20 protein-coding genes are annotated in these 21,896 nt (G+C 65.5%); 12 read left to right on the forward strand and 8 right to left on the reverse strand.

Going from position 1 to position 21,896, the window contains the following annotated elements:
- Positions 1-45: 45 nt before the first annotated feature.
- A complete protein-coding gene (locus LK459_RS13260) occupies positions 46-1,143 on the reverse strand; it encodes a cupin domain-containing protein (protein WP_227918791.1) in 1,098 nt (365 codons plus the stop codon).
- A gap of 119 nt (positions 1,144-1,262) precedes the next feature.
- Positions 1,263-2,060 (reverse strand): IclR family transcriptional regulator, encoded by a 798-nt coding sequence (locus LK459_RS13265; protein WP_227918793.1) that lies wholly within the window; start codon positions 2,058-2,060, stop codon positions 1,263-1,265.
- Positions 2,061-2,108: 48 nt separating this feature from the next.
- On the opposite strand from LK459_RS13265, the gene LK459_RS13270 reads away from it, so the two are divergent.
- Both LK459_RS13270 and LK459_RS13275 read left to right on the forward strand, forming a co-directional pair.
- Positions 2,109-3,368, forward strand: coding sequence for an MFS transporter (locus LK459_RS13270; protein ID WP_227918794.1), 1,260 nt, complete (start codon positions 2,109-2,111; stop codon positions 3,366-3,368).
- A 62-nt stretch (positions 3,369-3,430) separates the two neighbouring features.
- Complete coding sequence (locus LK459_RS13275) at positions 3,431-4,645, forward strand: FAD-dependent monooxygenase (RefSeq protein WP_227918796.1); 1,215 nt, start codon at positions 3,431-3,433, stop codon at positions 4,643-4,645.
- A 52-nt stretch (positions 4,646-4,697) separates the two neighbouring features.
- Here the strand turns inward: LK459_RS13275 and LK459_RS13280 are convergent, their stop codons facing one another.
- Together LK459_RS13280 and LK459_RS13285 are read right to left on the reverse strand one after the other, a co-directional pair.
- Positions 4,698-5,429 carry a DedA family protein gene (locus LK459_RS13280; protein ID WP_007238474.1) on the reverse strand — a complete coding sequence of 244 codons (732 nt, stop codon included), beginning with the start codon at positions 5,427-5,429 and terminating at the stop codon, positions 4,698-4,700.
- Positions 5,430-5,509: 80 nt separating this feature from the next.
- Positions 5,510-6,226, reverse strand: a complete 717-nt coding sequence (locus LK459_RS13285) for a VTT domain-containing protein (RefSeq protein ID WP_039993885.1) — start codon at positions 6,224-6,226, stop codon at positions 5,510-5,512.
- A gap of 189 nt (positions 6,227-6,415) precedes the next feature.
- Between LK459_RS13285 and fbaA the strand changes: the two genes are divergently transcribed.
- Together fbaA and LK459_RS13295 are read left to right on the forward strand one after the other, a co-directional pair.
- Positions 6,416-7,450 (forward strand): class II fructose-bisphosphate aldolase, encoded by a 1,035-nt coding sequence (gene fbaA, locus LK459_RS13290; protein WP_007238472.1) that lies wholly within the window; start codon positions 6,416-6,418, stop codon positions 7,448-7,450.
- Positions 7,451-7,599: 149 nt separating this feature from the next.
- Positions 7,600-8,112, forward strand: coding sequence for a hypothetical protein (locus LK459_RS13295; protein WP_227918798.1), 513 nt, complete (start codon positions 7,600-7,602; stop codon positions 8,110-8,112).
- A 361-nt stretch (positions 8,113-8,473) separates the two neighbouring features.
- Here the strand turns inward: LK459_RS13295 and LK459_RS13300 are convergent, their stop codons facing one another.
- A complete protein-coding gene (locus LK459_RS13300) occupies positions 8,474-10,756 on the reverse strand; it encodes an Rv0361 family membrane protein (protein WP_227918800.1) in 2,283 nt (760 codons plus the stop codon).
- Between the two features lie 485 nt (positions 10,757-11,241).
- On the opposite strand from LK459_RS13300, the gene LK459_RS13305 reads away from it, so the two are divergent.
- The 4 genes from LK459_RS13305 to LK459_RS13320 all read left to right on the forward strand — a co-directional run bounded on the left by LK459_RS13305 (position 11,242) and on the right by LK459_RS13320 (position 14,491).
- On the forward strand, positions 11,242-11,709 hold the full coding sequence (locus LK459_RS13305; RefSeq protein ID WP_227918802.1) for a DUF3151 domain-containing protein: 468 nt from the start codon (positions 11,242-11,244) through the stop codon (positions 11,707-11,709).
- A complete protein-coding gene (locus LK459_RS13310) occupies positions 11,706-12,821 on the forward strand; it encodes an FUSC family protein (protein WP_007238468.1) in 1,116 nt (371 codons plus the stop codon). Before LK459_RS13305 ends, LK459_RS13310 begins: the two co-directional genes overlap by 4 nt.
- 286 nt (positions 12,822-13,107) lie before the next feature.
- Positions 13,108-14,025: a cation diffusion facilitator family transporter gene (locus LK459_RS13315; protein ID WP_227918803.1), complete on the forward strand. Its 918-nt coding sequence runs from the start codon at positions 13,108-13,110 to the stop codon at positions 14,023-14,025.
- An 88-nt stretch (positions 14,026-14,113) separates the two neighbouring features.
- Positions 14,114-14,491: a hypothetical protein gene (locus tag LK459_RS13320; protein ID WP_007238465.1), complete on the forward strand. Its 378-nt coding sequence runs from the start codon at positions 14,114-14,116 to the stop codon at positions 14,489-14,491.
- Between the two features lie 97 nt (positions 14,492-14,588).
- Here LK459_RS13320 and LK459_RS13325 read toward each other — a convergent pair whose 3' ends face one another.
- On the reverse strand, positions 14,589-15,458 hold the full coding sequence (locus LK459_RS13325; RefSeq protein ID WP_227918805.1) for a site-2 protease family protein: 870 nt from the start codon (positions 15,456-15,458) through the stop codon (positions 14,589-14,591).
- On the reverse strand, positions 15,449-16,093 hold the full coding sequence (locus LK459_RS13330; protein WP_227918807.1) for a hypothetical protein: 645 nt from the start codon (positions 16,091-16,093) through the stop codon (positions 15,449-15,451). Before LK459_RS13330 ends, LK459_RS13325 begins: the two co-directional genes overlap by 10 nt.
- Before the next feature lie 167 nt (positions 16,094-16,260).
- Here LK459_RS13330 and LK459_RS13335 point away from each other — a divergent pair, with 167 nt between their 5' ends.
- Positions 16,261-17,547, forward strand: coding sequence for an adenylosuccinate synthase (locus LK459_RS13335; protein WP_007238462.1), 1,287 nt, complete (start codon positions 16,261-16,263; stop codon positions 17,545-17,547).
- Between the two features lie 327 nt (positions 17,548-17,874).
- Complete coding sequence (locus LK459_RS13340; protein WP_227918811.1) at positions 17,875-19,218, forward strand: NAD-dependent succinate-semialdehyde dehydrogenase; 1,344 nt, start codon at positions 17,875-17,877, stop codon at positions 19,216-19,218.
- Here the strand turns inward: LK459_RS13340 and LK459_RS13345 are convergent.
- Positions 19,211-19,408 (reverse strand): hypothetical protein, encoded by a 198-nt coding sequence (locus LK459_RS13345; protein ID WP_227918813.1) that lies wholly within the window; start codon positions 19,406-19,408, stop codon positions 19,211-19,213. The genes LK459_RS13340 and LK459_RS13345 overlap by 8 nt on opposite strands.
- A 180-nt stretch (positions 19,409-19,588) precedes the next feature.
- On the opposite strand from LK459_RS13345, the gene LK459_RS13350 reads away from it, so the two are divergent.
- Positions 19,589-20,035, forward strand: coding sequence for an Hsp20/alpha crystallin family protein (locus LK459_RS13350; protein ID WP_064862605.1), 447 nt, complete (start codon positions 19,589-19,591; stop codon positions 20,033-20,035).
- A gap of 269 nt (positions 20,036-20,304) precedes the next feature.
- Positions 20,305-21,885, forward strand: a complete 1,581-nt coding sequence (locus LK459_RS13355) for an adenylate/guanylate cyclase domain-containing protein (RefSeq protein WP_227918815.1) — start codon at positions 20,305-20,307, stop codon at positions 21,883-21,885.
- The last annotated feature ends 11 nt before the right edge of the window (positions 21,886-21,896 follow it).

Here is a 21,896-nt window from a genome sequence, read left to right on the forward strand (position 1 = left end):
CCGGGGGCGGTCCTTTTCGTGGGGATGGTGGGCTTGTCGGGTGTACTACTTCTGGATCTGGGTGCGATCGAAGTGCAGGCGCTCCATGATCGGTGCGTCGGAGAAGGTGAACAGATCAATCCCGGCGTCGGTGGCCAATGACCACGGCACCCACGAGGGGATCACCACGAGGTCGCCGGTGGACAGCTCGCGGCGGTCGTCGCCGATGGTGACCTCGCCCTCGCCGTCGAACACCTGGAAAACGGTAGAGCCGACGTCGCGACGGTTGGCGGTCTGTGCGCCAGCGCGCAGCCGGTGGAACTCGGCGCGGATGGTCGGCATGACATCGCCGGCGGTGGTCGGGTTGGTGTAGCGGACGGCGGCGTGACCGGGTTCGGTTGTCGAGGCGTAGCCCTCGGCCTCCAGCTCGAGCTGTTGACGCAACGCCGCGTCGGTGTATTCCCAGCGGTAGCACGCGATCGGGGAGCTGGCCCTGGCGTCGAGCCCAACGAGCGGACGCAGACCCGGATTGCACCACAGGCGCTCCGATCGCGACACTTCGGGCATCGACTCGTCGGTGACGCCATCGGAGCCGAACTCGAAGAAGCCGGTGTCGGCGTAATAGCTGAACGGGATGTCGAGGCCGTCGATCCAGGCCATCGGTTGATCGGTCTCGTTGTGGTGGCCATGGAAGTTCCAGCCGGGGGTCAGCAGGAAGTCGCCGCGGCGCATAGCGACCGGGTCTCCGTTCACGACGGTCCAGACGCCCTCACCCTCGACTACGAAGCGGAAGGCGTTCTGGCTGTGCCGGTGCTCCGGTGCGGTCTCGCGCGGTCCGAGATACTGGATGGCGGCCCACAGGGTCGGGCTGACGTACGGGCGTCCGCCGAGGCCCGGGTTGGCCAGGGCGATCGCGCGGCGTTCGCCACCTCGGCCGACGGGCACGAGTTTGCCGGCCTGCTCGGCAAGGGGCAGGAGTTCGGCCCATCGCCAGACGTATGGAATCGCCTGGGGTGCCGGGGACATCGGCATGAGGTCGCCGATTTGGGTCCATAGCGGGATCAGGTTCGCGGCGTTGAAGTCGGAGTACAGGGCGTTGAGGGCGGCGTCTTCTTCGGAGGCGCCGACGTAGGCGGTGTCGGTCTCGCGGGAGGTGGTGGTCATCTCGTTCTCCGTCTGGCTATGGGGTGAAGCACAAATCCTGACGGTAGAGGGCGGATGACATTTGATCTCGAGATTTCTGCACAGAAGAAAAGGGGCCAGTGGTCGGGTGGATCTCGGTGTCAGGGTTCGAGCTCGGCGACGTCGATCTCTATCTCGTGCACGCACCGGCGCATCTGTCCGATCAGCGGTCCGCGCGCGTGCTGCTGGTGGCGGGTGGACGGCACGGCGACAGTGATCGCGCCGAGAGCAAGGCCGCGGTGATTGTGGATGGCGATGCCGAACGCGGACACCCCGTTCTCCGACAGCTGGAGGTTGATGCCGACGCCTGAGTTGCGGACCGTGGACAGCGCTGCGGTGAACGCGGCGAACTCGTCGGTCGGGAGTCGGGGGTCGGCGTCGTCGCGACGCTCCTGACCATCGGGGAGCAGGTAGAGCTGGGTGAGCACCGCCTCGTCGAGTTCGGCGAGTAGCGCCTGACCTCCCGCGGTGCGGTGCGCGTCGAGCACTTGGCCCTGCCGATCCCCAACCCGCAGGATGGTGGCGGATTCGGCCGAGTAAAGGAATCTCGCTTGAGTTCCCACGCGGATCACCAGGTTGGAGGTCTCCCCAGTTTGGGCGGTCAATGCCTCGAGGTGCGGCCGTGCGCGATCGGTGAGATCGCGAGTCCAGCCTCGTCGTGCTGGTCCGGCTCCGAGCGCCGGCCCAGGGTGATAGATGCGATGTTCGTCCTGTACTGCGAAACCGCGGTACACCAGCATGGCGAGGAGTCGGTGGGCGGTTGAATTGGCGACCCCGAGTTCGGCGGCTGCATCCGACAGTCGCACCGCGCCCACGTCACGGAGTAGAACGACCAGGCGCAGAGCGTTATCGGCGGAGGCGATGACATAAGACGGCCGCTCGATCACGCGTTTCTGCATAGCAGAACTATATTGCGACGGGATTGTGGTGTCCATCACCGTAATGCCATGACCGCTACACCACACCACGCCCACTCGCTGGGTGATGCGGCCGCTCGTCACGGCCTGTCTCCACGTCGCGCCGCCATCACCGTCACTGTGTGCTGGCTCTTCGTCGTCTTCGACGGATATGACCTCATCGTCTACGGCAACGTCATCGGCAGCCTGCAGAAAGAATGGGGCATCAGTGCTTCGACCGCCGGAACCCTCGGCAGCCTCGCCTTCCTCGGGATGATGATCGGCGCCGTTCTCGCCGGCCGACTGTCCGACCAGATCGGCAGGCGCAACGCCATCGTCGGATGCGCCATCGTGCTGTCGGTGTTCACCGCTGCGTGCGCGTTCGCGCCCGGACCCTTCGCCTTCGGCGTCTTGCGTCTGATCGCCGGGCTCGGCCTCGGCGGATTGGTGCCGACGGCCAATGCTCTTGCTGCCGAGCTTGTTCCGGACCGGTGGCGCTCACCGGTGGCCACCCTGATGATGTCGGGTGTGCCGCTGGGCGGATCGGCGGCCGCACTCATCGGTATGTCGGTCATCCCGGCTTGGGGATGGCAACCGATGTTCCTGTTGGCCCTCGTCCCGCTGGCGCTGTTGGTTCCGTTGGCCGGCTTCGTCTTTCCCGCCGCGCGAGTTGATCACGCCGGGCATCCCGTCGGATTCCGGGTACTGCTCGGCGAGCGCTATCGCACCCTGAGCATTCTGTTCGCCATAGCCACAGTGTTCACCCTGCTGGCGTGGTACGGACTGGGTACCTGGCTGCCGAAGCTGATGCAGTCGACCGGCTCCGATCTCGGCAGCGCGCTGACCTTCGCGCTCGCGCTGAATCTGGGAGCGGTGCTCGGATCGGTCGTGACCGCTTGGGCAGGAGCGCGATTCGGTGCGGTCCGCACCGCAGTGGTGGCGGCACTCATCGCCGGTGGTGCACTTCTGCTTCTTGTGACCAGTCCGACTACCGGCATGATCGATGCGATCTTCGTCCTCGCCGGAGTAGGAACCCACGGGACCCAGTGCCTGATCATCGCCGCGGTGGCCTCGGCGTATCCTGCGCCGTTGCGCGGCACCGCACTCGGGTGGGCGCTCGGCGTCGGACGTATCGGCGCCGTCGCCGCGCCGCAGATCGGCGGCTGGCTGATCGCCGCGGGGCTCGGGTCGAACTCCAACTTCATTCTCTTCGGTGTCAGCGCGTTGATCGCCTCGATGGTGCTCATCGCGGTCTCCGCGGTGCGCAGCTCGCAACCGTCCGCCGTCGCCAAGTCACCGATCGCCGCCTGACGACCGGTGACCCGTCTCCGTCAACGTTTCCCACTTTCTCACCTCCAGATCGGAGTCAAAGTATGTCATTGTCAACTTCCCGGGTCCTGATCGCCGGCGGCGGAATCGGCGGCGCCGCCGCCGCACTCGCCATGGCGCGTAAGGGCGCCTCGGTCACCCTCTTCGAACGCGCCGCCGAGTTCGGTGAGGTCGGCGCCGGCCTCCAGATCGGCCCGCACGGAGCACGCATGCTTGACTCCTGGGGCCTGCTCGACACCGCGCTGCAGCGCGGCGTGCTGCCCGGCAACATTGTCTTCCGGGATGCAGTCACCAGCGAAGAGCTGACCCGCGTCGACCTTGGCGCCGACTTCCAGAACCGTTACGGCGGACCGTATTTCGTCATCCACCGCAGCGATCTGCACTCGCTCATAATCGACGCAGCGCGCGGAGCGGGCGCCGAACTGCTCACTGGGCAGACCGTCGCCGACGTCACCACCGAAGGTGACAAGGCGGTGCTGTCGACCGCCGACGGACGGGCCCACGAGGCGGATGTGGTGTTGGCGATGGACGGGCTGAAATCCCGCCTGCGCCGCAAACTCTCCGTCGACGAACCCGTCGCGTCCGGATACGTGGCCTACCGTGGCACGTTTCCGAGGGAGGACGTCCCCGCGGGCGCTGGCATCACCGACGTGGTCGGCTACATCGGACCGCGCTGCCATTTCATCCAGTACCCATTGCGCGGCGGCTCGATGCTCAATCAGGTCGCCGTATTCCAATCACCGAAATATTCTGCCGGCGAAAAGGAGTGGGGTGGTCCAGACGAACTCGCGCATGCCTACGACCATTGCCACGAGACCGTCCGCCGCGCTACTGATCACCTGTGGCGTGACCGGTGGTGGCCGATGTATGACCGCGAGCCCATCGAGAACTGGGTCGACGGCCGAATGATGCTACTCGGTGACGCTGCGCACCCGCCGCTGCAGTATCTCGCTTCCGGCGCGGTGATGGCGATCGAGGACGCCAAGTGCATCGCCGATTACGCCGAAGAGGAACTGGCCGTTGGTGGTTCGGATGCTTGGGACCGAGCACTGGCGGCCGTCAATGCCGAACGGGCCCCACGATGCAACCGCATCCTGACCACCGGCCGGATGTGGGGTGAACTGTGGCACCTCGACGGGGTAGCGCGCATCGCGCGCAACGAACTGTTCCGGACCCGCGACACCTCGAGCTACAAGTACACCGACTGGCTGTGGGCCTACTCCAGTGAACGCACTACGGCCGACGCTCTGACCGTTTGAATCGCTACGTTGTCTGGCGGTACAACGCCCATCTGACGGCATCGATGGTCGATCAGACCGAGCCGGGGCCGGGATCGTCGACGGTCGTCGGTGTCGCCGCGACGGCGTCGGCGGCGACCTTCTTCGCGGCACGGTGGCGGCGGTACCACTCGATGAGCATCGGAGCGATCGACAGCACGACGATGAGAATGAAGATCGGCTCGATGAGGTTCTGCACCACCTCGAACCGCCCGAGCCAATAGCCGAGCAGAACAATGCCGGCGCCCCAGACGATCGCACCGATCACGTTGTACAGAGCGAACACCGACCACCTCATGCGGGCGGCGCCGGCAACGATCGGAGCGATCGTGCGCACGATCGGCACGAAGCGCGCAAGGAAAATGGTGATCGGACCGTGCTTGTCGAAGAAGTCCTGGGCCTCGGTCAGGTAGCGCTGCTTCAGGAAACGCGCGTCGGGTTTGAACATCTCGATGCCGATGAACCGGCCGATCCAATAACCGACCTGCCCGCCGAGGATCGCGGCGATCGGCACGAAGATCAGCAGCTGCCACAGCGATGCGAACTTGTCGATCCCCTCCTTGCCGCCCGCGGCGACAACCATGCCCGCAACGAACAGCAGGGAATCACCGGGAAGAACCGGGAAAAGCACGCCGGACTCGATGAACACGACGAGGAGCAGCCCCCAGAATGCCCAGGCCCCGAACCAGCTGAGGACATTGATGGGGTCGAGGATGCCGGGTAGTGCGACCACAGTGGTCGTGTGGGCAAGCGCGGTGTCGATCACGGGTCACCAGGCTACTTGGCCAAGCTGTGGGAGAGCCAATGAGTGCCTGTCAGCCGCTACGCGACTCGACAGTATTGCCGCTACGCGACGTCGACCTTTTGTTCGACGACGGGTCGTCGCGCGCGGCGCCACCGCTTGAACACCTCGGAGACGATGGGGAGTACCGAGACGAACACGATCAGCAGGAAGATCAGGTCGACGTTGTCGCGGATGAAGGCGATCTGGCCGAGGAAGTAGCCGAGCAGAGTGACACCCGCGCCCCACACGACCGCGCCGATCGCGTTGTAGGCGAGGAACACCGAATAGCGCATCTTGGCCGCACCCGCGACGAGCGGGGCGTAGGTGCGCACGATGGGTACGAATCGAGCCAGGAAGATGGTGACCGGACCGTGCTTGGCGAAGAATTCGTTGGCCTCGACGATGTAGGCCTCCTTGAGTACCCGGGCGTCGGGCTTGAAGAGCGAATAGCCCAGCCTGTTGCCGATCCAGTAGCCGACCTGGTCGCCGAAGAACGCGGCGATCGGGATCGTCACGAGGAGCACCCACAGCGGGGCGAACGGTTCGATGTCCGCAGACTTCGCAGCCACGATCAGGCCGGCGGTGAACAGCAATGAATCGCCGGGCAGGAGCGGGAAGAGCAGCCCGGACTCGATGAACACCACGAGCAGCAGACCCGCGAGAATCCAGGTGCCGAATGAGTTCAACAGGTTGACCGGGTCCAGAAAACCCGGAAGGAGTGCGAGGTCGGTGGTGGCCGTGGCGGCGAGTACGGAAACGTCGAGAACTGGGGCGGTCACGGCACCGAGGGTAGCGGAAACGGACAAATCGACCGATCCGAGCGGTTGAGCGCGGCGTCGAACATTGTCGTGCGGTGCGACGGCAGCCCAGGTGAGAGCGTCTTGCACACGCGTGAGCGCCACTTGCCATACTGAGATGGAGTCAACAGAACTCGAAGCGTGAGACCCCATCCGGTTGGAGGACGTGACATGCCCATTGCAACGCCAGAGCAGTATGCCGAGATGTTCGCGAAGGCGAAGGAGGGTGGTTACGCGTTCCCCGCGATCAACTGCACCTCGTCGTCGACGATCAATGCGGCCATCAAGGGCTTCGCCGACGCAGGTAGCGACGGCATCATCCAGTTCTCCACCGGTGGTGCTGAGTTCGGCTCGGGCCTCGGTGTCAAGGACATGGTGACCGGTGCGGTCGCGCTGGCCGAGTTCGCGTACGTCGTGGCGGCGAAGTACGACGTGACCATCGCCCTGCACACCGACCACTGTCCCAAGGACAAGCTCGACACCTACGTGCGTCCGTTGCTCGCCATCTCGCAGGAGCGCGTCGACGCGGGCAAGAACCCGCTGTTCCAGTCGCACATGTGGGACGGCAGTGCCGTGCCGATCGACGAAAATCTCGAGATCGCCCAGGACCTGCTCGCCAAGGCGGCTGCTGCGAAGATCATCCTCGAGGTCGAGATCGGCGTCGTCGGTGGTGAGGAAGACGGCGTCGAAGCCGAGATCAACGACAAGCTGTACACCTCGGCAGAGGACTTCGAGAAGACCGTCGACGCGCTCGGAGCAGGTGAGAAGGGTAAGTACCTCCTCGCAGCCACCTTCGGCAACGTCCACGGCGTGTACAAGCCGGGCAACGTGAAGCTGCGTCCCGACGTACTCAAGATGGGGCAGGAAGTCGCGAGCAAGAAGCTCGGACTGCCCGACGGCTCCAAGCCGTTCGACTTCGTCTTTCACGGCGGATCGGGTTCGCTCAAGAGCGAGATCCATGAGGCGCTGAGCTACGGCGTCGTGAAGATGAACGTCGACACCGACACCCAATACGCCTACACGCGGCCGGTCGCCGGGCACATGTTCAGCAACTACGACGGTGTGCTCAAGGTCGACGGCGAGGTGGGCAACAAGAAGGTCTACGACCCGCGTTCGTGGTCGAAGAAGGCCGAAACCGGCATGTCCGAGCGGGTCGTCGAGGCGTGCAGCGACCTGAAGTCCAACGGAAAGTCGATCAGCGCCTGACCGTCTGACTACGACACGACCGCCTACGACACGACCGCCTACGACACGACCGCCCCTCCCGGAACCGGGAGGGGCGCAGTCGTCTCTGCGACCGCCCCGAGTCGGCAGAATGCTGTGCTCGGCGAACAAAATCGGACATAGTGTCCGCTATGAGGCGAATCAGGATGATGCGTGTCGCACGGGTCGTCGGCCATGCCGCGTGGTGGGTGTTCGTGGTCGCAGTGCTACTAGCGGGCGGTGTGACCTGGTGGAGCAGTTACTCGATGGTCGACGCATCCTTCTGGGGCAGCACCGGATGGACCGCGTACACGCCCCTGCGGACGACCGATGAGATCGGCGCCGGCGTCCGCTGGAGTGCGGGGACGGAGCACTGGTGGCAGGACGTCGGCGTGTATGCCCTGATCGCGTTCGTCGTGGTGGTCGTTGCAGCGGTGATCGATGCGGTGGCGGGACGGCGCATCGCGCCGGGCCTGGTCACTGTGCTTGTGCCGTTCATCTCGCTCGGCTTCTTCGTCCTGGCGACGCCGGGAACATTCGACGGATTCACGTTCCGCGCAGTCCTGATGATGCTGATCGTCCTCGTCGGCGTTGCGATACGCGAGGTCTGGATGCGAGTGTTTCTGCCGCGCTTCGTCGATCGCTCGATTGCTGCGGACGGGTAGCTGGCGGGGGCGAGCCGAGATCAGGTCCAGGTCAGTCCGACAACGACGGTCAGGGCGAGCGCGATCATCGTGATTGCCGCACAGACCACGGCAGGATCCACACGGCGCTGGACCCTCACCCGCTGCGAACGTGAGCTGGGCGAAGTCGGCCGCGGCGTCGAGTTCTCGACGAGTGGGCGTGCTGGATGGAGCGGCGGGGCGGCGGGACCGGCAACGTCGGCAGCAGGAACGTAGGGGCGACGCCCCGGTCGCGGCGCGACATGCAGCGGTTGGGTCGGATGATGGCCGGGGGCCTGTCGCCCGGGCACCCACCCCGTGCCCGGGATGTTGTCGCGAGTGGCCCCAGGTGCCCGGCGAGCGGTCACCGCGGCGTGCAGACCTTCCAGTCGCTGCCGTCCTTCTGCAGATTGATGGTGACGGTCTGCGGTTCGTTCGGCTTGCTGGTCTGGTATGCCGTCACTTCGACGACAGCCTTTGCTCCGTCGTCGGTGACCTTCGACGCCTTGATGTCCCCGGTGCGGACCAACTCGTTACGCGCCTTCTGGGCGTCGTAGATCTTCTGGAAGTCGGCGTCGGAGATATTGGAATAGAACTGGTTCTCTTGGCCACAGGTGATTGACCGCAGCGTGGAGAGGTCACCGTTGTACAGCGCGGAGGAGAACTTCGACGCTGTGTCGGCAGCTTCGTCGGCGGCGGGCTTGGCGCGTGAGGCGAGCACACCCCACACCGCTCCCACGACGATCAGCGCGATGACGACCACCGCGCCGACGGTCAGCAGCAGGCCGCGCTTCGATCGCGTGGTGCTCTGCGGCGTGGTCGTCGTGGTCTTCGTAGAGCCAGCGGGCGGGATCACTTGCGGCTGGTGCGCTGTGGTCGACCAACCAGACGACGTTGCGGGTCGCGACGTCGAGGCGCCTGCGGTCGCGGCACCTGCCGCCGCAGCGCCGACCGCTGCCGCACCACCGGCAGCGACAGCTACCTTGCCCGCCGCGCCGTCTTCGTTGTCCTCGTTGTTCGAGGTGTCGGAGCCTGCGGTATCGGTGGGATCGGCCTCGCTGCCGGGCTTCTGCGCCCGCAACGCGACGGTCTCCGCGTCCTCTGCCTCGTCGTCTGTGTCTGTGGTGGTGTCACTGTCCGTGGCGGTATCGCCGACCGTGCCGTCGTCGGCAGCGGTGTCGGTGTCGTCGGTGACTGTGTCGGGGTCGGGCTCGTCGGAGTCGCTCTCGGCCGACTCTGCATCGGTCTCGGTCCCGGCCGTGGGGCCGTCGTCGTGCTCGGCCTCGGCGCCTCTCTGGACCTCGACGTCGCTCCCGCTGTCGGTGTCGTCGGCAGCTGCGTGCTCGTCGGTGGTGTCCTCGTCGGTGACCGACTCCTCGTCGGTGACGGGCTCGTCGTCGATCTCGTCGATCGGTTCGAATTCGCCGATGTCACCGTCGGTCGCGGCCTCTTCGATGCTCGCGTCGCCCGCGTCCGTCGTCGCCTCGAATGCTTCGAGGCGAGCCTCCGCGTCTTCCTTGTCGATTCTCGACTCTTCCGCTGATTCCTCAGCGGCTGCGGCGTCGGGATCCGACTCCTCGAGCTCTGCGTCGGACTCCGCCTTCGCCTGGTCGGCGGCGACAGCATCCGCCGTGTCGTCTGCATCCTCGATCTCGGCGGCGGAGGACTTGTCGGCTGCGGGGAAGTCCGTGGACGTCTGCGCGTCAGGTCCCGCTTCAGCTTTTGGCGTGTCGGTTTCGATCTCGTCGGCCTGAGTTACGTCGGCCTGAGTTACGTCGGCCTGAGTTACGTCAGCGTGCGCTTCGCCGGAGTCGATGCTCGCAGCGTCGGTACCTGCAGCGTCGGTATCTGCTGTGCCAGCGGGGGGCACGTCCGCAGTGTCGACGTCAGCATCGGCATCCGAGGTCTCGCCGTTGCCTTTGCCGTCGCGCTTCGCCAGTGCCGCCGCTCCGGCTGCGCCAGCCACGGCCGCACCCGCCGCCACAGCTTTCCCACGGCGTCCGTCGGCGTCTTCCGCGGTTCCGTCAGCTTCTTCTGCGGTGAAGTCGGCGGCCGTTTCGGTGCTGTCGGCGGGTTCCGTGGTGCCGTCAGCGATCTTTTCGGTGCTGTCGGCGGGTTTTTCGGTGCCGTCGGGGGGTTCTGTGGTGCTGTCGGCGGCCGTTTCGGTGCTGTCGGCGTCTTCTGTGGTGCTGTCGGCGGCCGTTTCGGTGCCGTCGGCGTCTTTTTCGGTGCCGTCGGCGGACTCGGCAGCATCGTCATCGTCGGCTGGCGAGCTGTTGCCTGTGATGTCGACGTCGTCGAGTTCGGGCATATCGGTGGTGTCGGGCAGCTCGTCACGCTTGATGACCGTGGTGTCGGTGGCGCTCGGGGATGCAGTGCCTGACACCTTGGCGACCGCGGGTTTGCCGTTCGAATCTGAGGAGTCAGCGTCGGAAGCTGAAGTGTCAGGGTCGGAGGCGTCGGATTCTGCGGCGTCGCGCTTCCGTCCGCCTGCGAGCGGATCGATGTCGTCGAGATCCTCGAGGGTGCTCGGATCGGGCAACTGGTCGCGCGAGATCACCTTGGTCGCGGAGTCGATTCCACGCCCGCCGCGCGGAGTCGGACCAGCAGGTCGCGGGTCAGAGGCCTTCGCGCCGTCCGCGTCCACTTCGTCGACCCGAGATTTGTCTACCGAAGTACCAGTTTCCCCCGCGTGAGCGTCCGTGGTCGCAGTCGATGCTTTCGATGACGAGCCGCTAGGTGTCGGGGACGACGACTTCCTCTGCGACGAGCCGCCTCGGCTGGAAGCGCCCTCCAGGCGTTCGACGGCCTTCTTCCGGATCACCGAGAAAGCCTTGGTGACAGCCGATTTCCGATCACCGGATTGCGGCATCGTCGATCACCAATCCTTCCTCGACCAAGTGGATTCCGCCGCGCAGTGCGGCATGGGGGGGTCGTGCAACGACCAAGTGCGCCATTCACCCTAGCGAATCGCGATTGTCAGAGGCATCTGGGCAGGGCGATGTGCATTCTGCGCAGACTACTACCGCCGCGTCGACGTCGTCGGGCGCCTCGGGCGAGCATTCTGCGTTGTGGATATGCCGGGAGACCCGAAGCGGACACCGCGCCGGGGCTCGATGCTTGAATAGGGGAGTGACTTCCTTCGGAGATTTGATGGGCCCCCAACCGACGCTCCTGCCGGGCGACGACGAGGCCGAGTCGGACCTGCTCAACGGTGCATCTCCCGCTGCGGTCGCCGCAGCGCATCCCACGGCGTCGATTGCTTGGGCGTACCTGGCAGAGGCGGCGTTGTCGGCCGGTGGTGTGAGCGCCGACGGCCAGCCGGAAGGCGAGCAGACACCCGATGTGAACGCGGTCATCGCGGCCTACGCCTATGCACGCACCGGATACCACCGTGGACTCGACCAACTGCGTCGAAACGGATGGAAGGGTTTCGGGCCGGTCCCATGGGCGCACGAGGGCAACCAGGGGTTCCTGCGCTGCGTCGGTGCGTTGGCACGAGCTGCTCGCGTCATCGGCGAGCATGACGAGTACCTGCGCTGCCTCGACCTGCTGAACGAAAGCGACCCGACCGCGGCAGAGCAACTCGGACTGGTGTGATCGCTACGCTGCGTGCGCGGGTCAGCGCCAGGGTCAACGCGCTCCCGCGTCCCTTGCGTACCCGCGTCCGGCGGCTGTACCTCTCACTCCAACCGATCCTGCAGTGTTCGGTCGCCGCCGGTCTGGCGTGGTGGATCGCGCTCGACCTGCTGCATCACTCGCGCCCGTTCTTCGCGCCGATTGCCGCTGTGATCTCGCTCGGGCTGTCGCTGGGACAGCGATGGCGTCGGGCAGTCGAACTGGTCGTCGGCGTGTCCATCGGCATCCTGATCGGCGACCTGCTCATCTCCCGAATCGGCTCGGGCACGTGGCAGATCATGGTGGTGGTGGCCCTCGCGATGGCGACCGCGGTGTTCCTCGACGACGGTCCACTCATCCCGATGCAGGCCGCATCGTCGGCAGTACTGGTCGCCACACTTCTGCCGCCCGGTCAGGCCGGCGGCTACTACCGTGCGTTCGACGCGCTGATCGGCGGGCTCGTCGGCATCATCGTGGGGGCGCTGCTACCTGCCAATCCGGCCTCACGCGGACGACGCGACGCCGCCGGCATCCTCGCCACCATGCGCGATGCCGCGAAGACACTGGCTGCCGGGCTGCGCGTCGGCGATGCGGACGTGGTGTTCTCGGCGCTCGAGAGCGCTCGTGGGACGCAGGCCGCGATCAACACCATGCGGTCGGATATGCGGGGCGGCAAGGAGATCAGCACCATCTCGCCGCTGCACTGGCGTCAGCGATTGCGCCTGCAGAGAATCGCCGCCACCGCCGACCCCATCGACAACGGCGTGCGCAACTTCCGGATCATCGCGCGACGCGCGCTCGGGATGACGCAGCGCGGCGAGAAACTGCGTCCCGAGCTGATCGAGATCATCGACGACCTCGGGGACGCGTTCGAGACGTTGAGACGAATGATGCTCGCCGAGCCAGGCGAATCACCAGACCCGGCAGACGCCGCCCGCGTGCTGCGCACCATCGCGCGTAAGGCGCGTGCCGAGCTCGTCGCGGAGAGCGGCATGAGTGAGACGGCATTGCTGGCGGAGACGCGATCGCTGCTGATCGACCTGTTGATGGTGTGCGGACTCAGGCGTTCATCGGCACAGGCGACGCTGCGCTGACCGCCGACTCCCTGAATGCCGAGCTCGCGCGACGGCACCGGAAACCCGCCGACGGCACCGGGGAACGCGCCGACGGCACCGGGAAACCCGCTGACAGCACCGGGAAACCTGCCGACAGCACCGGGAAACCCGCCGACGGCACCGGGGAACCCGCCGACGGCACCGGGAGACCTGCCGACAGCACCGAGTTGCGCCTTTGCGTTGCCCTGGTCCGGAGCCATGCAGCGCATTTAGGTGGTCCTAACTCTTGTCATATATGCGAACTCGTGCATATATTGGCTGCACCATGGGTCACTCGCATTCACACACGCACTCGCACGGTGTCGCCGCCGTGACACCGAATCGTCGAATCTGGCCGATGGGCATCGCGGTCGCGATGATCGGAACGTACTTCGTGGTCGAACTCGTCGTGGGAATCGCGGTCAACTCGCTCGCCTTGATCGCCGACGCCGGGCACATGCTCACCGACGTCGTCGCTCTGCTGATGGGTCTCGTTGCGCTGCTGCTCGCGCGACACGGAACAACTACCGCCACAAGGAGTTTCGGCTGGCATCGCGCCGAGGTGTTCACAGCCGTGGCCAATGCCGTCCTGCTGATCGGTGTGGCGATCTTCGTGCTCTACGAGGCGATCCGACGCATCGGTTCCGACCCCGAGGTCCCCGGGCTGACACTCATCGTGGTGGCGTTGGTCGGTCTCGCGGTCAACGTCGCGATGATGCTGCTCCTCCGCGCTGACTCCAAGGAGTCGATCGCAGTGCGGGGGGCGTACATGGAGGTCCTCGCGGATGCCGTCGGCAGCATAGGGGTGTTGATCGCCGGCATCGTGACCATGACCACCGGCTGGGGTTATGCCGATATCGTCGTCGCGGTCCTGATCGCCATCTGGGTGGTGCCCCGCGCGGTGCGACTCGCACGCGACGCTCTGCGCATCCTCAACCAGCAGGCGCCCGACCATGTCGACGTCGACGCGCTCGAACACGAACTCGCCGCCATCCCCGAGGTGCACGACGTCCACGACCTCCACGTCTGGTCGCTGACCACCGGGATGGACGTCGCGACAGTGCATCTGGCAAGTAGCTGCCCGAACGACGAGGTGCTTCCCCGGGCACGTGAGGTGTTGGCCCGTCACGGGCTCACCCACGCGACGATCCAGGTGGACCCTGACCAGGTCGAGAAGCGTTGCCGCGACGATCTGGGCTGGTGACCTCGGCTCTCGCACGATGTGACGTAACGAATGCCGTCAATGTCGCGAATGTCGGTGTAAGCGATCCGACCCGCATGAGGAGCACGGCATGAACATCGACAGCACGCGTTTTCATACGACCGCCACCGTTCGACGTATCGCGACGGGAGCGGCTGTCGCAGGTCTCGCCCTCGGCGGAGCCCTCGTCGCCGGAGCGGGTGACGCGCAGGCGGCCTCGCCACGCGACTGCAGAACCTACAGCTACTGGGCCGGGGCATCGATCAACTGCCCTGCAGGTGTCCGGGCCGTCCTCGAACTCGACTGCGTCGGACTCGGTCGCAATTCGGGTGAGCGAGATGGTGTTCGGGTGTTCTATCACCGCACGAGCCCGGTGACCGACCGCAGCGGGTTCGCTGCAACCGACTGCGGTCAGGGCAGCTACATCGGTAGCGGGGTGAACACCCGCTCGTGGGTACGTGGAGCGTGACCACGGACTCCGGTGCAGGATGACCCACTGATCGAGCGCAGCGTGAGTTACCTGCTCTGCTCCGCGTCCCTCGCGGTTCGGCAGCCCCTGTCGACGGTCATGTGCGCCAGAACATGAAGACGTTCCAGCCCTGGATAGCGAGATTCGACGGAACGCCCGACAACTCGAACAGCCACCGGATGAGGTCGAAGAAGGCGGCGTTGAGCTGGGGGATGAACAACAGCGCGAACACGATCAGAAACCCGTAGGGCGCGATCTTCGCTGCATTCGCCCGTGCCTGCTGCGACAGGTAGGGCTCGATGGCGTTGTAGCCGTCGAAACCCGGCATGGGGATCAGATTGAGCACAGCCGCGGTGATCTGCAAGAAGGCCAGCATCGCCAGCGCCGCCCACAGATTCACGCCGTCGACCGCAAGGATCATCCCGGACAGCACACCCGAGTGCAGCGGGACGAACGCGTCGGGCGCCGCGATTCGGATCACCACCAGCAGGATCACCGCGAGCACGATGTTCATCCCGGGACCGGCAAGCGAGACCAGTGTCTTCTGCCGATTGGTCATGCCGCGTTCGTCGAGGTAGACGGCACCACCGGGGAATCCGATGCCGCCGAGCAAGATGATCAGCAGCGGCAGACCGAGGGAGAGTCCCGGATGGGTGTAGCGCATCGGGTTGAGCGTGAGATAGCCGCGCAGTTCGGCGTTGCGGTCGCCGAATCGGAACGCGGTGACGGCGTGCCCGAACTCGTGCAGGCACAGCGAGATCACCCAGCCTGCGAGCACCAGCAACAGCGTCCCGCCGATCGACATCGCGTTGCGGCCGGGTGCCGAGACAGCGCACATCCACCCGCCGACTACCGCGACGGCGACGAACGCCAGGAACAACCAGCCCGGTCGGATCGCCCGTGCGATCTCACGCGTGGTCGGCCGCTCGGGCCTTCCGCCGGCCCATGCACTCGAGGTCACGGACATACCAACTTCCAGTCGACGTGGTGGCGGTAGAAGGTCGACCGCTTCACGATTCTCTCGGTCACGACGCCTTCGCGTTCGACGACGAGATTGGTGCCGCCGGTCTGGGCCGCCCGACCGATGTGCCATCTCCCGGAGCGCAGCCGACGTTCGACTCGTGCGCGCAGGCCCGGAGCCTCACGCGTCGGTTCGATGCGGATGCCACGCACCGATCCGGCGAAGAGTCGGGAATCGTCGACATAACTCTCACCGTGCAGTTTCGCGTCGGCACCGAGATGACGCGCGGTGCCGACGAGTACGGTTGCGGCGTCGTCGCGGATGAGCGGCAGCTCGCGGGCGTCGCCGTGGCGTGCGAGATCGAGTGCTGCGGGTCCATGTGGCAACCCGTATCGGGTCGTGGCCGCGGTCACGGACGTTGGTGCGTAGGCGATCTCGACGTCGAGTCGTTCGGCGATCATCAGGGTCGCGACGACTTCGGCGAGCAGAACGTCTGGATATGCGGAATCCCCCGGTTCGACGATGAGCCGATCCGGACGGTCGGCCAGAGCAGCGTCGACGACCCGCCGCACAGCCTTGCGCGTCGGAGGTGACTTCCGGGCGTCGTCGACGGTCACCGACGAGATGACTGCATGGGACACGCCGACGAGCGTAGCCGTGCCCGAGCGACAGGGTGGGGGTGGAGCCGCCAGTGTGGGGGCGTCGTCGCGGGTTCTGCCCGGTCAGCAAGTAGGGTAGGTCCGTTACGGCGCGCACCGCATGCCTGCGACTGACGTTCCGCACGCGTGCGACTAAGGAGTATTGGGACATGGCAGCGATCGTGCTTATCGGCGCCCAGTGGGGCGACGAGGGCAAGGGCAAGGCGACCGATCTGCTCGGCGGGAAGCTGCAGTGGGTGGTCCGCTATCAGGGCGGCAACAATGCAGGTCACACCGTTGTTCTCCCGAACGGCGAGACGTTCGCCCTGCATCTGATCCCGTCGGGAATCCTGACGCCGGGAGTCAACAACGTCATCGGCAACGGCGTCGTCGTCGATCCGGGTGTGCTCCTCACCGAGCTCAGCGGCCTCGAGGATCGCGACGTCGACACCACCGGCCTGATGATCTCGGCGGACGCACATCTACTCATGCCCTACCACGTCGCGATAGACAAGGTCACCGAGCGATTCCTCGGCAACAAGAAGATCGGCACCACCGGCCGCGGCATCGGGCCGTGCTACCAGGACAAGATCGCGCGCGTCGGTGTCCGCGCAGCCGACGTGCTCGACGAGAAGATCTTCGCGCAGAAGGTCGAGGCGGCGCTCGAGCTCAAGAACCAGATCCTGGTCAAGATCTACAACCGGCGCGCGCTCGAACCGGCGCAGGTCGTCGACGAGGTCCTCGCGCAGGCCGAGGGCTTCAAACATCGCATCGCGAACACTCAGCTCCTGCTCAACGAGGCGCTCGAACGTGGCGAGACCGTGCTGCTCGAAGGGTCGCAGGGCACGCTGCTCGACGTCGACCACGGCACCTACCCCTACGTGACGTCGTCGAATCCGACGGCCGGCGGTGCGTCGGTCGGATCCGGCATCGGACCGAACAAGATCAGCACCGTGCTGGGCATCCTGAAGGCGTACACCACCCGCGTCGGCTCGGGTCCGTTCCCCACGGAACTGTTCGACGAATGGGGGGAGTACCTCGCCAAGACCGGGGGCGAGGTCGGCGTGACCACCGGCCGTGCCCGACGTTGCGGTTGGTTCGACGCTGTGATCGCCCGCTACGCGACACGCGTCAACGGCATCACCGACTACTTCCTGACCAAGCTCGACGTGCTCTCCAGCCTCGACCGCGTGCCGATCTGCGTCGCCTACGAGGTCGACGGCGAACGCGTCGACGAGATGCCGATGACACAGACCGGTTTCCATCACGCGAAGCCCGTCTACGAGTACATGCCCGGCTGGTGGGAAGACATCTCTCAGTGCACGACCTTCGACGAACTACCGCAGACCGCGCAGGACTACGTGCTGCGACTCGAGGAGCTGTCGGGCGCGCACATCTCGTGCATCGGCGTCGGCCCCGGTCGTGACCAGACTGTGGTACGCCGGGCCATCGTCTGAGTCGCGTCAGCGTCGGCGGCCGGCGGTCGGGTGTGGTGCGCAGGGCCATCGTCTGAGTCGCGTCAGCGTCGGCGGCCGGCGGTCGGGTGTGGTACGCCGGGCCATCGTCTGACGGTCGCTGTCGGGGCGCATCCGCCCCTCTAAACGAAATCAGTGGCCGAGGGGCCGTATCGCATCGAATTACCTCCCGATCAGACCGTCGATTGTGCTGAATCCGCAGCATTCCGGTTCGAGTCTTGTCGATTCACTCAGCGTGAGGCGACCTCGGCTACTACATTCGTAGGGGAGTCGGCCGAGCGGGCCGTGCGTGCAGACGAGGAGAGTCCGATGAGCTTGTACCAAGTGGTCGACCCCGCGACCGGCGACGTCGTCAAGGAGTATCCGACCGCGACCGACGAACAGGTCGACGCCGCGATCACCGCGGCGTACGACGCATTCCAGACGTGGTCGAAGAAATCCACGGTCGCCGAGCGCGCCGCTCTGATCCGTCGCGTCGGCGAGTTGCACACCGAGCGTAAGGATGAACTCGCCAAGATCATCGTCCGTGAGATGGGCAAGCCGTACGACCAGTCCGTCGGCGAGGTCGAGTTCAGCGCCGCGATCTACGAGTACTACGCCGACAATGCCGAGAAGTTCCTCGCAGACGAGCCGATCGCGCTGCTTGAGGGCGAGGGGTCGGCGTTCATCCGACGCAGCGCTGTCGGTGTACTGCTGGGCATCATGCCCTGGAACTACCCCTACTACCAGGTCGCGCGATTCGCCGGACCAAACCTGGTGCTGGGCAACACGATCGTGCTCAAGCATGCTCCGCAGTGCCCCGAGTCGGCGGCGGCTCTGCAGCAGATCTTCCTCGACGCGGGTTACCCGCCCGGTGCGTACGTGAACGTCTACGCCACCAACGAGCAGATCGCCGAGGCCATCGCCGACCCGCGAGTGCAGGGTGTCTCGCTGACCGGTTCCGAACGTGCAGGGGCTGCGGTCGCCGAGGTCGCGGGACGCAACCTCAAGAAGGTCGTTCTGGAACTCGGCGGGTCGGATCCGTTCATCCTGCTCTCCACCGACGACCTCGATGCGACTGTATCCGCCGCTGTCGACGGTCGATTCGAGAACACCGGGCAGGCGTGCAACGCGGCCAAGCGGTTCATCGTCGACGAGAGCGTCTACGACGATTTCATCGTCAAGTTCACCGAGAAGGTCAAGGCTGCGGCCGAAGAACTCGGGCCGCTGTCCTCGGTGGCCGCGGCCGAGCGACTCGACGAGCAGGTGCAGTCGGTGTTGGCTGCCGGGGCGAGTCTCGAGTCGGCGGGCGAGCGAAAGGGCGCCTACTTCCCGCCAGGCGTGCTGACCGGCGTCGACCCCGAGTCTGCGGTTGCCAAGCAGGAACTGTTCGGTCCGATCGCGACCGTCTACAAGGTGTCGGGTGAGGATGCCGCCGTCGAACTCGCCAACGACACCCCGTTCGGTCTCGGCTCGTACGTCTTCACCACCGATCCCGACCAGGCGCTGCGCGTCGCCGACAAGATCGAGGCAGGCATGGTCTTCGTCAACGCGGTCGGCGCGGAAGGGGCCGAACTGCCGTTCGGCGGCGTGAAGCGATCGGGCTTCGGCCGCGAACTAGGGCGCTTCGGCATCGACGAGTTCGTCAACAAAAAGATGATCAGGATCAGCTGAATCCGGCCGCGAGGCGTCGTTCCCGATCATTGTTCGACGACGCCTTGCGGTCGGATTGTTTCATCACCGACACCCACCATTTCTCGAGTGGGGATGGTTCGGGCCAGACGACGTCGACGTGATGATTTCCAGCGTGATCAGTTGGGGTGTTTCCCGGCCAGTCGCGGCTAGCCGTCGTTTCTCCAGTCATGTTGTCCTCCTTGTCTTCTGGTGTAGGGAGTGCATCCCGCGGGTGATGAGAAATGTTCTAGCACTCCTATCGAATGAGTGCTAGACGAATGTTGGTCGCAGTGCTATTTTTGATTGCGTACAGCATGTGCTGCTCGTCGAATCGGGTGGCGGGCAGCCTGAATTCAGGAGGTGAGTTGCTGTGCTTCGTTTTGATCCGTTCGGCGATGTTGACGCGCTTGCTCGTGGGCTCATGACAGGCTCCTCCGTGGGGTCGGTTCGAGCGCCCCGGTTCATGCCGCTGGATCTGTACAAGGTCGACGACCACTACATGCTCGTCGCCGACCTACCCGGGGCTGACCCCGGCTCGATCGACATCGACGTCGACCACGGGGTGCTCACGCTGACCGCTCAACGGAGTGCGCCGTCTGACGATGGTGTGCAATGGCTTGCGAGCGAACGTTTTTCGGGGACGTACCGAAGGCAGGTGTCCCTCGGTGAAGGTATCGACGTCACGAAGATCGTAGCCAACTACGACAACGGTGTGCTGTCGGTGACGATCCCTCTCGCCGAGGAGGCGAAACCACGCAAGATCGTCGTCGAGTCCACCGGCCGTCAGCAGGCAATCACCGCGAATGCGAGCGGCTGAGCACCGGCCGTAGGCTGATGCTCGTGGAAGATGCTGCTGCACAAGTTCTTTGACGAAAAATTTCGGACATTGAACGAAGGGGGTGGTGTATCACTGCGAGTCAATTGAGGAATCTGTCCATCGGGCGGCGGGACCGGTCGAGCCGTCAACGAGTTCTGAAACGGTGTGACCGTCCCGCCGCCCGTCTGTCGCACGCCCCGCCGACGCCTGTCGCTGTTGCCTTCTGTGGTCGCTGTCGCTGCGGAACGCGACTGTGACACAGTATGTGGATGATCCGGGGTCGATCCGAGCGCGATTACGGGTCGATCCTGCTGGGGTCGGCCGCCGAAGGCCGAATCAAACGACGGGTTCGTGTCCAGACGGTGCTGACCGCGACGATCGTCGTCACCAATCTCGTGGGTGCGATCGCCGCCATCGCCTTGTCGACCGTCGGCATTCCGGAACCGTCGACTTTCCTCCCCGAGCTGTGGTGGGTCAACTACATCGTCGTGCCGCTGTATGTCTCCCTGGCATTCGTCGTCGGTATCGGTTGGGGCACGTTCACCGTCACGCGGGATCTGCGGTGGGCAATCAGACGCGATCAGCCGACCAAGGGTGACGCCAAGCGCACCCAGCGGGTGCCCATCCGACTGTTGGGGCTACAGGCGATGCTGTGGCTCGGGGCCGTGGTGATGTTCACCATCATGTACGGCGTCCAGAGTCCGATGCTCATCCCGAAGATGTTCTTCGTCATCGGGTTGTCGGGCACTGTCGTCGTCGGTGTCGCCTACCTCTTGATTGAACTCGCGCTCCGCCCGGTCTCGGCGGATCTCATCAGTGCCGGGTACCGCCGACGCAAGCGCTCGGGTGTTCTGTCACGGTCAGTGGTGGCGTGGATCGTCGGTTCTGCGACGCCCATCGTCGGGATCCTGCTCGTGGTCTCGTTCGGCGCATTCCGCGAGGACACGAGCAAACTCGACCTGTTCGTCGGGGTGTTCGTGCTCGCTGTCATCTCCCTGGCCACCGGCCTGCTGCTCACGGTGTTGACCAGCCTGAGCGTGACCGGACCACTGCGCAGCGTGCGTAACGGCATGAACAGGGTGCAGGCGGGAGATGTCCGCGACGAGGTCGACCTGGTTGTGTACGACGGCACCGAGCTCGGCGACCTCCAGGTGGGCTTCAACTCGATGGTCGGCGGACTCCGTGAGCGTGAGCGCATGCGCGATCTCTTCGGACGACATGTCGGTCGGGAGGTCGCCGAAGCCGCACTGAGTTCCGACCCAGCACTCGGCGGCACCGAACGCACCGTTGCCGCACTGTTCGTCGACGTCATCGGTTCGACGACGCTTGCCGCCGAGCGCTCACCGACCGAGGTCGTCGAGATCCTCAACAGGTTTTTCGCCGTGATCGTCAAGCAGGTGGAGCGGCACCGGGGTCTGGTCAACAAATTCGAGGGCGATGCCGTGCTCGCCATCTTCGGCGCGCCGATCGATCTCGACGACGCCGCGGGTGCCGCGCTGGCTACCGCCCGCGAGATCGCACGCGAACTCGCGCGTCGGGTTCCCGAACTCTCGGCGGGCATCGGTGTCGGGTTCGGGCCGGTCGTCGCGGGCAACGTCGGCGCGATCGAGCGGTTCGAGTACACGATCATCGGTGATCCGGTCAACGAGAGCGCCAGACTCTCCGAACTCGCCAAGCGGGATCCGCGCCGCCCGCTGGCTTCGGGGCGGGCCGTCGACGTAGCCAATGCCGAGGAGGCCGCTCACTGGGAGGAACAGGAGACCACCTCGCTGCGTGGGCGCACCGAGGAGACCCGCGTGTACGCGGCGATCCCCGAGGACGATCCCTCCGCCCCGACGGAAGCCGACTGATCGTTACCCGC

This window comes from Gordonia otitidis, from assembly GCF_020735545.1.
GTDB lineage: Bacteria > Actinomycetota > Actinomycetes > Mycobacteriales > Mycobacteriaceae > Gordonia > Gordonia otitidis.

What these genes read in the sequence shown, in the direction of transcription:
- LK459_RS13260 (WP_227918791.1), bottom strand. Translation starts at nt 1,143, where the DNA reads ATGACCACCACCTCCCGCGAGACCGACACCGCCTACGTCGGCGCCTCC.
- LK459_RS13265 (WP_227918793.1), bottom strand. Translation starts at nt 2,060, where the DNA reads ATGCAGAAACGCGTGATCGAGCGGCCGTCTTATGTCATCGCCTCCGCC.
- LK459_RS13270 (WP_227918794.1), top strand. Translation starts at nt 2,109, where the DNA reads ATGACCGCTACACCACACCACGCCCACTCGCTGGGTGATGCGGCCGCT.
- LK459_RS13275 (WP_227918796.1), top strand. Translation starts at nt 3,431, where the DNA reads ATGTCATTGTCAACTTCCCGGGTCCTGATCGCCGGCGGCGGAATCGGC.
- fbaA (WP_007238472.1), top strand. Translation starts at nt 6,416, where the DNA reads ATGCCCATTGCAACGCCAGAGCAGTATGCCGAGATGTTCGCGAAGGCG.
- LK459_RS13295 (WP_227918798.1), top strand. Translation starts at nt 7,600, where the DNA reads ATGAGGCGAATCAGGATGATGCGTGTCGCACGGGTCGTCGGCCATGCC.
- LK459_RS13315 (WP_227918803.1), top strand. Translation starts at nt 13,108, where the DNA reads ATGGGTCACTCGCATTCACACACGCACTCGCACGGTGTCGCCGCCGTG.
- LK459_RS13320 (WP_007238465.1), top strand. Translation starts at nt 14,114, where the DNA reads ATGAACATCGACAGCACGCGTTTTCATACGACCGCCACCGTTCGACGT.
- LK459_RS13325 (WP_227918805.1), bottom strand. Translation starts at nt 15,458, where the DNA reads ATGTCCGTGACCTCGAGTGCATGGGCCGGCGGAAGGCCCGAGCGGCCG.
- LK459_RS13335 (WP_007238462.1), top strand. Translation starts at nt 16,261, where the DNA reads ATGGCAGCGATCGTGCTTATCGGCGCCCAGTGGGGCGACGAGGGCAAG.
- LK459_RS13340 (WP_227918811.1), top strand. Translation starts at nt 17,875, where the DNA reads ATGAGCTTGTACCAAGTGGTCGACCCCGCGACCGGCGACGTCGTCAAG.
- LK459_RS13345 (WP_227918813.1), bottom strand. Translation starts at nt 19,408, where the DNA reads ATGACTGGAGAAACGACGGCTAGCCGCGACTGGCCGGGAAACACCCCA.
- LK459_RS13355 (WP_227918815.1), top strand. Translation starts at nt 20,305, where the DNA reads ATGATCCGGGGTCGATCCGAGCGCGATTACGGGTCGATCCTGCTGGGG.